Below are 12318 nucleotides of genomic sequence, written 5' to 3' on the forward strand. Positions count from 1 at the left end.
ACTCTTTATTTCTTATAATTATACATTATCATGCAAAAAAATACATATTAGATTGTGATTTTCGCATGAATATTTAGATTTTTTTCTAATATCTCTAACGCTTTTTCGAAATCTTCTTGTAGAGTATTAAGACTTGGTAATAATCGTATAACCTTTTCTCCAGCATTTAAAACCATTAATCCTTCTTTTCTTAATTCTCCCAAAATCGAAGCTACTGGCATATCCAGTTCAATTCCAATCATTAATCCTAATCCACGAATATCCTTCACTAGTTGATTTCCAACTAGCTTTTCTTTTAGAACACTAATAATCCATTCACTTTTCTTTTGTACATCATCTAAAAAGGATTGCTGAAAGATGATTTCCATTGTTTTTACGGCTGCGGCCATTGCTAATGGATTTCCTCCAAATGTTGTTCCATGACTACCTGGTCCGAAAAATTCTTTTAACTTTCCATCTGCAACAATAGCACCTGTTGGTATACCATTTGCCATCCCTTTTGCTAAACTGATAATATCTGGTTTAATTCCAAAATGCTGAAATGCAAAGGCTTTTCCTGTTCTACCAATCCCTGTTTGAATCTCATCAATGATTAGCAAAACGCCTTTTTCTTTGCAAAGTGCTTCTACTCCTTGTAAAAACTCTTTCGAAGCTACAAAAATGCCGCCTTCCCCCTGAACAACCTCAAGCATCACAGCCGCCACATCTTCTGTTAGCTGTTGTTCTAGTGCAGCTAAATCATTAAATGGGACATATTCAAATTTATCTAGCATTGGACCAAATCCCTGCTTGATTTTATCTTGACCCGTTGCGGACATTGTTGCAAATGTTCTTCCATGGAAGGATTGCATAAAAGTTAGAATTTTAGTTTTTCCCGTTGCCTTTCTTGCTAGCTTAATCGCTGCCTCATTTGCTTCTGCCCCACTATTTGCAAAGAAAACAAGATCTAATCCAGACGCATTTGTTAACAGTTCAGCTGCCTTCTCCTGCAATTCTATTGGAAAAAGATTAGAAACATGCCAAAACTTATTTAATTGTTGTTCTACAGACTGTTTTACTTCCGGATGGCAATGACCTAAATTACAAACACCTATCCCTGATGTAAAATCTAAATAAACGCCCCCATCCTTACTATATAAATAGCTTCCTTTAGCTGATTCTGGCTCAATTTCCCATTTTGAATAGGTTGGGAATAAATGACTCATTCTATAATCCCTTCTTTCACAACGATTTTTGTTCCAAGTAAGTCTTCCCCATCAAAAAATTGTTTTTTGCCTGATACAATCATTACACTATTTAAACCACTTTCTAATGCAGCTATGGCAGAAGTAACTTTTGGAATCATTCCACCACTAATCTGACCAGTTTCGATAAAATGATTAATTTCCTCCTGTGCCATTACTGATTGAAGCCTTCCATCTATTAAGATTCCCGCTACATCTGTAACAAAGAGACATTGTTCCGCATGTAAATACTTAGCTACTGCTGATGCCACATAATCTGCATTTATATTTAATTTCCTACCATCCTCTGTAATTCCTAAAGGTGTTATAACTGGGATTAAAGCTTCTTCTAATAAGGTGTAAATCAACCTTGCATTCACCTTTGAAACAGCCCCTACTAAGCCAAGCTTTTCTTCATCAATAATAGATGCATTTATACAATTATCGTCTGTCCCATTAAGACCAATACCATCTAAGCCGTTCTCCCTTAACAACTGAACCAACTTACGATTTGTTTTTCCAGACAGAACCATCTCTACAATTTCCAGTGCCTCTTCTGTTGTCTTACGAAGCCCATTATGAAATGTTGCTTTCACTTGAAAATAATCAAGCATCTCGTTAATGTCTGGACCGCCACCATGTACAAATACTAGCTGATAGCCATTAGCTTTTAGCCTTTTTAAACTAGTAAAAAATTCTGAAGTTAGTTGATCGATTACACTTCCCCCACATTTTATAACAATGGTTTTCATCGATTTCACCTCAGGTTCTGTAGCTAGCATTTATCTTGACATAATCATAAGATAAATCGCAGCCCCATGCTTTTCCTTCGCCATCTCCATTATGCAGATCTACAAATATCTGAATGAAATCCTGATTTAAGTAATTGATTGCCGCTTGCTCTGAAAAGGATTGTGGCTCACTTTCCTTGAGCATAATGATATCCCCAATCGCTATATCTACTCTTTCAGGATTTACTGAAGTTTTGGTTTGACCGATAGCAGTGATAATTCTTCCCCAGTTAGCATCTGACCCATAAATTGCGGTTTTTACTAAGTTGGATCCAACAATTTGTTTGGCAATAACACGTGCTTCATCGTCATTATTACTTCCTGAAACTTTTACCTCCACAAGCTTCGTTGCTCCTTCACCATCTTTTGCAATCTGCTTAGCAAGACTCTCACATGATGTAGCAAGCAGTTCCAAAAAGATTGGGTAATCAGGATGATCTTCTGTAAGTGATTCATTTTTCGCCATTCCATTTGCCATAATTAACACTGTATCATTTGTTGAGGTATCTCCATCCACTGTAATTTGATTAAAAGTGGTTGGAATAACTTTACTTAAAGCACCTTGTAGTACTTCAGACGAAATATTTATATCTGTCGTAATAAAGCCAAGCATTGTTGCCATATTAGGATGTATCATCCCCGATCCTTTTGCTGTTCCTCCCATTGTTACCGTAACCCCATTGATAGTAGCGGCAAAACAGCATTTCTTCATTACTGTATCAGTAGTAAGAATTGCCTCTTGAAAGGCTTCGGCATTTTTCAGCGTGGCATTAAAATCGAAGTTTTTAATGCCTTTTTCAATTTTATCCATTTGTAAATATTCACCAATTACACCTGTAGATGAAACAGCAACATATTCTTCCTTAATATGAAGATAGTCTGCCATCATTTTTCTCATTTGATAGGCATCCTTTAAGCCTTTCTCTCCTGTACATGCATTTGCACATGCACTATTAACTACCACTGCCTGTATTTGCTTTTCCTTTGCAATAGATTCTTGCGTTACTTTTAAAGGTGCAGCTTGAAAATGACTTGTTGTATATACGGCAGCACAATTTGCTGGAACTTCACTTATAATGGCGCCAATATCTTTTTTGTTATATCGAAGTCCTGCGTGCACACCAGCAGCTTTAAAGCCAATCGGAGTGACGATATTTCCATCTTTTATTACTTCAATATGTGATGAATGTTCATGAATATTGTTAATAACCTGCACGTAGGCTCCTCCTTATGGGTAAAGCGGAAGAAACTGTAATCCAGTTGTTTCTTCATAGCCATTCATCACATTTGCATTTTGAATGGCCTGACCCGCAGCCCCTTTCATTAAATTATCAATAACGGATACAATCGTTAACCTTCCTGTACGTTCATCCACATTTATTCCAATATCACAATAATTGGAACCTGTTACTTCTTTAATGGAAGGATAGGTATGAAGTGGTCTCACTCGCACAAAAGGACTATTCTTATACATTTCCATATATAAATCATGCAAATAATCATTTGTGACCATTTTATTTAATGTCGCGTATATAGTTGCCATTAGCCCCCTGCTTGTCGGCAGCAGATGAGTTGAAAAAGTAATAGCTTTCATCTCAGAATTCCATTCAGCTAATTGTTGCTCTATTTCGGGAATATGCTGATGTTGATTCACTTTATAAATTTTAAAATTTTCACTCATTTCAGCAAACATATTAGCCCTAGACGGACTCCTTCCCGCTCCCGATATACCAGATTTCGCATCAACAATGATACTATTTGGTAAAATCATATTTTCTTTCACTACTGGTGCTAATCCTAATAGAGTTGCAGTGGGATAGCATCCTGGGTTCGAAATTCTCTTACTAGAAGCTATATTTTCTTTATTCCATTCGGAAAGACCATATACAAAACTATTGACAAGTTCAGCTGAAACAGGTTCTTTTTGATACCATTTTTGATAATCATCTGTATTCCTTAATCGAAGATCCCCAGATAAATCGACCATTTGTATTTCTTTATCTACGAATTCTTGAACCAATCTTCCAGATACACCTGTAGGAGTAGCAAAAAAAACAATATCACATTCTTTTGCTATTTTTTCTGGATTAATTTGTTCTAATTTATTCTCCATAATATTAAATAAATGGGGATATTCATTCCATACTGGAACTTCATCTCTTGTTGTATGTACAGACTTAATTGTAAATAATGGATGGCTATGCAAAATTCTAATTAATTCCGCACCACCATAGCCAGTTGTACCAATTATAGCTGCCTTCATGACTTCCTCCTTCCGATTGAATAATTGTATATTTAATCATTTTTATTTATAATTATTAATCTAAGATTCTCTTATTATAAAAACTACTGCACATAAAATCAACACTTTTTCATAAAAGTAATAGTTTTCTTATTTTTCTGATAATAATATAGGTAATAGGTTAATGAATTTAATTAGATTGTTTGTGTGGAAAATTTTTAGATGAAGATTGTTGGAATATGTGTGGATCGTATATGCTTTTTTGATTATTTCTTCTTTTGTTTGGATCATATCTGCTTATTTTCAATCCTTTCTCCTTTGCTTCGAACACTATATGCATTTCTGCCGGTATCCATTCTACTCGAGAAAATTCTAAGCCCTCTATCTTCATGGAAAAAACTTCACTTTAATCCATAAAGATAGAGAATTTCTTGATTCAACATCAACATCATATGAGGCATTTATCTAGTGGTGTCAGAAATTTTCACAAAAAGCTCATTTATAAATCTTCTACTACTATATAAACAGCTTTTACTGGCCCATGGACCCCAACAACTAAATCCATTTCAATATCAGCTGAGTTACTTGGTCCTGTAATATAGTTAATACAAGACGGAAGCACTTCTCCGTTTTGTACTTTTTCTCTTAAGATTTTTGCTGCCTGCGTCATTCGTGGGACAATCGTGCTTTTTGGAATAATAACCACACTGTTTATAGGTAAAAAACTGACCGTTCTTCCACGATTTTTTCCACTATAAACAACAACTGTACCTGATTCTGCTAAAGTCATTTCACTTATCGTAATTCCAATATTTGCTTTCTCTGCCTTTTCAATATTCTCTTTTCCTAATATTGGGTCCCACTCAAATACCTCGATTTCTTCTTTGGGTAGCTTTTCGTTAAATAATTCCTCGAGTCCATACTGTTGATATCGAACATCCTTCCAAGTAACAATATTTCCGCCACCATACTCTTTAATGAAATGATGCAGTGTATTGGTGAGTTCCTTTTGGGAAGTAATGACTAAATCTGTATGAATAAGCGTACATTGCGATTTTAAAACCTCAACCAGTTCATCCTTCGATGCCTCTTTAAGTACCTCTTCTTGTGGCTGATAGGCCCAACGAGGTTTTTCTAACTTCGTTTTTCTTTGTCTGCCTAATTTAGAAGCAATTGTTTCAAGAAAAGCTTCCCTGTTCTCGATTGTCCCTGTCATTTTTTATCTTCTCCTTTCTCTCGATTCTTGAACCAATCACGGAATCTTTCTTTATTTGGTGCAGGAAGATCGCGAATATCTGTCCATTCTTTTAACATGCCAACACCTTTGGTAATTTTATCGCCTTTTGCTAATGGCTTTGTCACTGCAGGAGCCATTTTAGATCCAATATTATATAGTTTTGGGGAAGATGCTCCAATACCAAAAGCTTTAAAAATCATTTTTTCAGAAATTGGTGCTTTTCCTTCCTTTTCGACAATTACTTGTCTATGCTTATGCAACAATTCATGTAGAGGAATTTTAACAGGACACGCATCTGTACATGCTCCGCAAAGAGTCGAAGCATACGGCAACTCCTTATACTCTTCATAGCCACCTAACAAAGGAGAAAGAACTGCCCCAATTGGTCCAGAGTATATGGAGCCGTATGAATGTCCACCAACCTGTCTGTATACAGGACAAACATTTACACATGCTGCACAACGTATACATTGCAGAACAGATTGGAACTCTCCGCCAAGTATATCCGAGCGGCCATTATCCACAATAACTAGATGAAAGTCCTCTGGTCCGTCCACATCTCCCTCTTCTCTTGGCCCAGTTAGTGTTGTTACATAACTCGTTAGCTTTTGCCCAACAGCACTTCTCGTTAACATCCCAACCAAAACTTCCATTTCGGAAAAAGTAGGGACTATCCGTTCCATTCCCATTACAACGACTTGTGTTTTTGGGAGAGCTGCGACTAAGTCTGCATTTCCTTCATTCGTTACGAGCGTAATCGATCCTGTTTCTGCTACAGCAAAATTGCAGCCAGTAATCCCCATATCTGCTGTTAAGTACTCATTTCGAAGCACCTGTCTTGCATGCCATGCTAATTCTTCTGGCTTTTCCGTATTTGTATAGTTTAGTTTTTTTGTAAACACATCACGGATTTGTTCTTTGTTTTTATGCAAGGCTGGAACAACGATATGGGAAGGGGGATCATGATCATCCACCTGCAAAATGTATTCTCCTAAATCCGTTTCAATAACCTCGCATCCAGCCTCCTCCAACTTTTGGTTTAAGGAGATTTCTTCTGTGACCATCGACTTTGCTTTTACTACTTTTTTCACCTTTTTTTCTACAGCTACTTGTTCAATATACTTACTTGCCTCTTCACCGGTTTTCGCAAAAAAGACGTGACCTCCACGCTTTGCTACCTGTTCACTTAGTTCAAATAGATAGTAATCTAGATTTTCTAATACATGCTGACGGATTTCCTCACCATGGGACCGCCATTCCTCCCAATTCCCCATTGCCTCTGTAACTGTGTTTTTTCTTGTCTGAATGGTTTGTTGCGCCTTTGATACAGCACCACGCATAAATTCATTTTCCAATTCTGTTGAAACTCTCTCTTTAAATTTTTGTGAGCTTGTTTTCATCGACATAGCTATTAAATCCCCCCATTTTATTCTCGACTATTTAATACCTCTGCTATATGTAAAGCTTTTATTGCTTTGCCCTTTCGATCCATTCTTCCTCCAATATTCATTAGACAGCCTGCATCTGCACTAACTAAATATTCAGCATTTGTTGATTCGACACAAGCGACTTTTTCATCCACCATCTGTTCTGAAATTTGCCCCATTTTCACCGAAAAGGTCCCCCCAAATCCGCAGCAATTCTCCTTTAATGGCAATTCGGTATATTCCACTCCACGAACATTTTTTAATAGCTTAATAGGAGCTTCCTTCACCCCTAGCAATCTTGTCATATGACAGGATGTATGATAGGTAACCTTCCCGTGAAATGTTGCCCCGACATCTTCTATTTTTAAAACATCTACAATAAACTGTGTTAATTCAAATGTCTTTGTGGCAAGCTCTTTTGCGATTGGCTCCCAGACCGGATCCCCTTTGAAAATATGCTCATATTCATGGAACATATAGGCACAAGAACCAGACGGACAGACAATATATTCTGCATCCTGAAAGGTCTTCATCATTGTTTTCATCGCTTCCTTCGTTTCCTTTACATAGCCACTATTATAGGATGGCTGCCCACAGCATATTTGCGTTGTCGGAAAATCTATTTCACATCCTAATCTTTCTAATAATTCAACTGTTGCTTTCCCAACATCACTTTGAAACATATCAACAAGACAGGTAGCAAATAATGTTACTTTCATTTCAAATCCCCTCTTTCTAGATATACACCATCATTTTCTAAAAGCATATGAACACTAATGAACAGGTCATCTGATGACTTAATAAAATTTTTAAAGCGATTTCAAAACTTTAAATAGTTCTAGTAAACGATTAAAAACAAACACCTACTATTTATGTCACTTCTCCTTTTTAGCAAAATATTTGATTAATATCTCTTCCACATTTTCCAAATGCTGAGTCATGGCACTAACTGCCTTTTCTGATTCTTGATGCAAAATAGCTTGATAGATAAGCAAATGTTCTTCATAAAGCTGAGTCATCGTTGTCTGCTTTGAATATAACCAAATTTGCCTTGTTTCTTTCATCGTTTCTTGCATGAGATCTGATACATTCATCAATAGATTTACGAGCAATGCATTATTTGTCGCTTTAGCAACAGACAGATGAAATTCCAAATCGGCCGCTTCCCCTAATTCCTCTCCTCCATTCGCAGCACTCATCTTATCTAATGCAGCTTTCATTTCTATTAAGTCTTGATTCGTGCGGTTTTCCGCAGCAGATTTTGCCGCTCCACTTTCAATCATTCTTCTTACTTCCAGTAAATTCATGACATCTTTCTTGTTCATAAGAACCGCTTGGGGAAAAGAAAATACTACTTCCTCTGGATGATATGTTTTTACAAATGTTCCTTCCCCTTGCTTCAGTTCAATTAACCCCTTTGCCTTTAAGGCTGTCAGCGCTTCTCTCATTGCGGAACGACTAACTTGAAAGTTGTCAGCTAATTGCTGAACAGAGGCTAATTTTTCGCCAGACTTCAATTGTCCTTTTTTTATTGCTTCGCACAGAGCATCTGCTACTTCTTCGTATATTTTTTTCGGTTTTATTTGCTTAAATTCCATCTATTCACCTCCTTTAAATAAAAAATTCCCCTTCAGCTAGTTCTTACCCTCGCACTGTTAATTCCAGGGCCATTCAGAGCCTTCTTCCTCTTCCAATAAAAGAACATTTACACGCTCCCCCTTTTGATAACCTGTAGAATTGCTAGGAAGGATCGTTAATGCATTAGCAAAGGCAAGACTTGTTACAATATTCGATTTATCTACACCACTTGGTACGGTATGTAATCCATCCTCTTTCCAACTAACTGTACTACGGAAAAAACGAGTAAAAGCATTGGCTGTCAAAAAATCCTCTCCTAATATTGCAGGTGCAGATTGTAAATGCGGTTTGGAAGAAAAGAGATATCTTCTAATGATTGGTTTTGTAAAAATTTCAAATCCAACATAGCAAGCTGATGGATTCCCTGATAAACCATATAAAAGTTTGCCATCTAAATGAGCAACCGTTGTCACACTTCCAGGTCTCATCGCAACTTTGTTAAAAAGCACTTCAGCTCCTAGTTCTTTGTAAATAGCTGGAAGCAAATCATAGTCACCAACCGAAACTCCACCGGTTGTAATTAATATGTCTACCGATTCAAGTTTTTCCTTCATCGCTTCATAGCTTACTGTAAATACATCTTGTAATTTTCCAAAATAGACAGGTATTGCTCCTGCTCTTTCTATTTGCGCCATTATCATATAGGCATTACTATTTCTGATTTTACCTTTTTCTAACGGTTCATCTACTTCTAATAATTCCGTTCCCGTAGCAAATATTCCAATAATCGGCTTTTTAGCAACTGGAACTTTCTCGTAACCAAAAGTAGCTAGAAGCGCCATAATGCCTGGGTTAATTTTTGTTCCTTTTTCTACAAGAACTTTCCCCTTTTTTACATCTTCTCCTTGAAAAGAAAGATTCGTTCCTTTCTCCACTTCATGATCGATTATAATATAAGGCTGATCATTCTCTCTGTCCTCTTTAACGACCTCAAACATTACTACTGCATCACAATCACTAGGTAGCATTGCACCTGTCATAATTCTGACAGCCTCATATTCTCCAATTCTTTTTTGACAAACTTGACCAGCACCTATTTCATCAATGACTGATAATGTAATTGGCTTTTCCTTGCTTGCCCCTTTTAAATCAACAGAGCGTATGGCAAACCCATCATATGCAGACCGATCAAAGGAAGGGACATCATGATTCGCTACAATATCTTCACATAAAAACCTTCCATTGCATTCATAAATGGAGACTTCCTCTTTTTTCCCCTCTTTTGCAAATTTCATTACTCTCATTACAGCTTCCATTACAGAAATCGGATTTCTTCTTTCTACCACTATTATCACCTTTGATACGTATTTATTAATGGAATAAAAATCAGCCACCAATATAAGACATTTCGATTTTTTTTCGTAGCTTTGCCGTTTCTTCTGTTCTTTCATCTGAATACCTGTCTGTTCGTTGTCGCCAAATATTCTTGATAAAAGCAGACAAAGCTGAATCATCTGCGCCTTCTCTAATAAAGTCCCGAATACTATGCCCTTTTTCATTAAACAGGCATGTATATAAATAACCATTAGCAGATAGCCTTGCTCTTGTGCAGCTTGTGCAAAAGGATTCAGAAACGGAAGTAATAAAACCGACAAGCACATCGGAATCTTTATATTGATACTTTTTGGCAACTTCTCCAAAGTAATCGGCCTCTACCGGCTCTAAGTCAAAGTTTTCTTGCAATTGCCTATAGATTTCTTTCTTTGTAATGACATCCTTCATCTTCCATCCATTTGTGCTACCAACATCCATGTATTCAATAAATCGAAGCTCTAATTCATTTTCTTTGCAATAGGTGGCCATCGGAATTATTTCTGAATCATTCAACCCTTTTTTTACTACCATGTTTATTTTAATTCCTAAGCCAGCTTTTTTAGCTGCTTCTATTCCTTTTTTTACAAGAGTGACGCCTACATTTCTGCCATTCATAGCCCCAAATAATTCATCATTCATACTATCCAAGCTAATATTTACTCGCTTGAGACCAGCCTTTTTTAAATCATTCGCATATTTTGGAAGAAAAATCCCGTTTGTAGTTAAAGCAATATCATGAACACCCTCTAATTGAACAAGCCTTTCAATTAGCAAAGGCAAATCCTTTCGTAACAATGGCTCTCCACCAGTTAATCTAATTTTTTCGACACCTAACTGAACAAACTGTTTTGCAATTCTTTCTATCTCATCAAAAGTTAATAATTCACTTGGAGGAAGAAAGGGATAATCTGGACCAAAAATTTCTTTAGGCATGCAATATTGACACCGTAAATTGCAGCGATCAATAACACTGATGCGCAAATCCCTTAGTGGTCTATCTAGCTGATCCTTCATATTCAATCTCACTCCTTCTTACTAAACGTTCACAAAAATTTCACTTTTAACCATCATACCACTTTTCATAATATACAGTATATTAAAAACAAAGAAAAAAAGAAGGTTTCCCTTCTTAATACTAGCTACTTATCTCACGCCTAAGGCGATTTTTGCATATCTTGACATTCTATCTTTCGTCCAAGCTGGAGACCAGACAATATTTACTTCTGTATCACTTACTTCTGGAATGTCGGTTAAGGCTGCTTTTACTTGATCAACAATAACACCTGCAAGTGGGCATCCCATTGCTGTTAACGTCATCGTTACCACCAATAGACCATCTTCTTTAAGCTCCAAATCGTAAACTAAACCTAAGTTTACAATATCGACACCAAGTTCTGGATCGATTACAAGCTCCAGTGCACCCATTATACTATCTTTTAGTTCTTCATTCATGTGAAGGCACCCCTTATATTTATTTATGGTCAAGCATATTTCCTATTTTCTTCAAGAGAAATTTTATCTTTATAATAACACTATAACAAATAATGATGTCTAGAAAAAAGGATTTGAATCACTCTTTTTACAATCCAGCTTCTAAATGTTTTTCAAACCATTCCACTGTTTTCAGCATAGCACTTCTACTTACTTTATGACCTGTATTTTCTTCCGAAAGATATACTAATCGATCGGGTACTTCCTCATACAGTGGCTTTATATGTTCATAAAACTGATGAGAATAGGAATATGGTACAACTTCATCCTTCTTCCCATGCCAGAACATTAGGGGACGATGCTGTAATGCTTCTGGTGCCTTGCTTAGATCCAGTTCCTCTAATTGCCTAATTAGCTCCTCGATTTCCCTCTCACTAAGCGGCAGCTCATAGCCTCTTTTTTTCACTTCAGAAATGGTATAGTAGGCAAATTTCTCATAATATGGCATTCCCATCAAACTCACAGCAGTATTAATCCACGGATACTTTTTTAATGCACCTAATGTAACAATCCCGCCCATACTTGTTCCAACAATACCTATATACTTTTCATCAATAAGTTCTTTCTTGCTAAAATAATTTTTTATCTCTTGCATTTCATCAATCGTTTTCATCACAATATGCCAGAAATTCATCGATAATTCCATAGAGGATAATCCCTGCTCTCGTTCTCCGTGATATAAACAATCAGGGAGAACAACGCGAAATCCCTTCTCTGCTAAGTGATAGGCAAAATGGAGATTATGCTCCTTTGCACTGGTAAAGCCGTGTGTAAATTGAATATATGGTCGTTTTTGATCATAGTGGTCTTTTTTTACAATATGCAAAACTGGAATTTCTTCTATATGTAATTTTTCAACCAGAATCATCTCTCGCCCCTCCTTTTTGGAAAAAATAAATAATTCATGTACAATAAAGTGAAACTTTCATCAGTGGGATGCCTTCCCCCACTGATG

At 36.6% G+C, this 12318-nt stretch carries 12 protein-coding genes; all 12 read right to left on the minus strand.

Annotation, left to right across the window (positions count from 1 at the left end):
* Positions 1 to 47 precede the first annotated feature (47 nt).
* Positions 48 to 1205 (minus strand): acetylornithine transaminase, encoded by a 1158-nt coding sequence (locus ADJ83_RS01065; RefSeq protein ID WP_031538196.1) that lies wholly within the window; start codon positions 1203 to 1205, stop codon positions 48 to 50.
* Positions 1202 to 1975, minus strand: coding sequence for an acetylglutamate kinase (argB, locus tag ADJ83_RS01070; RefSeq protein WP_031538194.1), 774 nt, complete (start codon positions 1973 to 1975; stop codon positions 1202 to 1204). The genes ADJ83_RS01065 and argB overlap by 4 nt, the downstream gene beginning before the upstream one ends.
* Before the next feature lie 10 nt (positions 1976 to 1985).
* Complete coding sequence (argJ, locus tag ADJ83_RS01075; protein ID WP_031538193.1) at positions 1986 to 3230, minus strand: bifunctional ornithine acetyltransferase/N-acetylglutamate synthase; 1245 nt, start codon at positions 3228 to 3230, stop codon at positions 1986 to 1988.
* 12 nt (positions 3231 to 3242) lie between these two features.
* Positions 3243 to 4277 (minus strand): N-acetyl-gamma-glutamyl-phosphate reductase, encoded by a 1035-nt coding sequence (gene argC / locus ADJ83_RS01080; protein ID WP_031538192.1) that lies wholly within the window; start codon positions 4275 to 4277, stop codon positions 3243 to 3245.
* A gap of 478 nt (positions 4278 to 4755) precedes the next feature.
* Positions 4756 to 5472, minus strand: coding sequence for a LutC/YkgG family protein (locus ADJ83_RS01090; RefSeq protein ID WP_031538188.1), 717 nt, complete (start codon positions 5470 to 5472; stop codon positions 4756 to 4758).
* Positions 5469 to 6899 (minus strand): LutB/LldF family L-lactate oxidation iron-sulfur protein, encoded by a 1431-nt coding sequence (locus ADJ83_RS01095; protein ID WP_031538187.1) that lies wholly within the window; start codon positions 6897 to 6899, stop codon positions 5469 to 5471. The genes ADJ83_RS01090 and ADJ83_RS01095 overlap by 4 nt, the downstream gene beginning before the upstream one ends.
* A 20-nt stretch (positions 6900 to 6919) precedes the next feature.
* On the minus strand, positions 6920 to 7639 hold the full coding sequence (locus ADJ83_RS01100; RefSeq protein ID WP_031538186.1) for a (Fe-S)-binding protein: 720 nt from the start codon (positions 7637 to 7639) through the stop codon (positions 6920 to 6922).
* Positions 7640 to 7795: 156 nt separating this feature from the next.
* Entirely contained in the window at positions 7796 to 8518 is a 723-nt protein-coding gene (locus ADJ83_RS01105; RefSeq protein WP_031538185.1) for a FadR/GntR family transcriptional regulator, read from the minus strand.
* Positions 8519 to 8575: 57 nt separating this feature from the next.
* On the minus strand, positions 8576 to 9844 hold the full coding sequence (gene glp, locus ADJ83_RS01110) for a gephyrin-like molybdotransferase Glp (protein ID WP_031538183.1): 1269 nt from the start codon (positions 9842 to 9844) through the stop codon (positions 8576 to 8578).
* A gap of 40 nt (positions 9845 to 9884) precedes the next feature.
* Positions 9885 to 10898 carry a GTP 3',8-cyclase MoaA gene (moaA, locus tag ADJ83_RS01115; protein WP_031538182.1) on the minus strand — a complete coding sequence of 338 codons (1014 nt, stop codon included), beginning with the start codon at positions 10896 to 10898 and terminating at the stop codon, positions 9885 to 9887.
* 117 nt (positions 10899 to 11015) lie between these two features.
* The gene (locus tag ADJ83_RS01120; RefSeq protein WP_031538181.1) at positions 11016 to 11324 is read right to left on the minus strand and encodes a metal-sulfur cluster assembly factor; all 309 of its coding nucleotides are present in this window, start codon (positions 11322 to 11324) and stop codon (positions 11016 to 11018) included.
* A gap of 127 nt (positions 11325 to 11451) precedes the next feature.
* Positions 11452 to 12231 carry an alpha/beta fold hydrolase gene (locus ADJ83_RS01125; RefSeq protein WP_031538180.1) on the minus strand — a complete coding sequence of 260 codons (780 nt, stop codon included), beginning with the start codon at positions 12229 to 12231 and terminating at the stop codon, positions 11452 to 11454.
* Between the last annotated feature and the right edge of the window lie 87 nt (positions 12232 to 12318).

Origin of the sequence: Bacillus sp. 522_BSPC (assembly GCF_001076885.1) — a bacterium.
Lineage (GTDB): Bacteria > Bacillota > Bacilli > Bacillales > Cytobacillaceae > Niallia > Niallia hominis.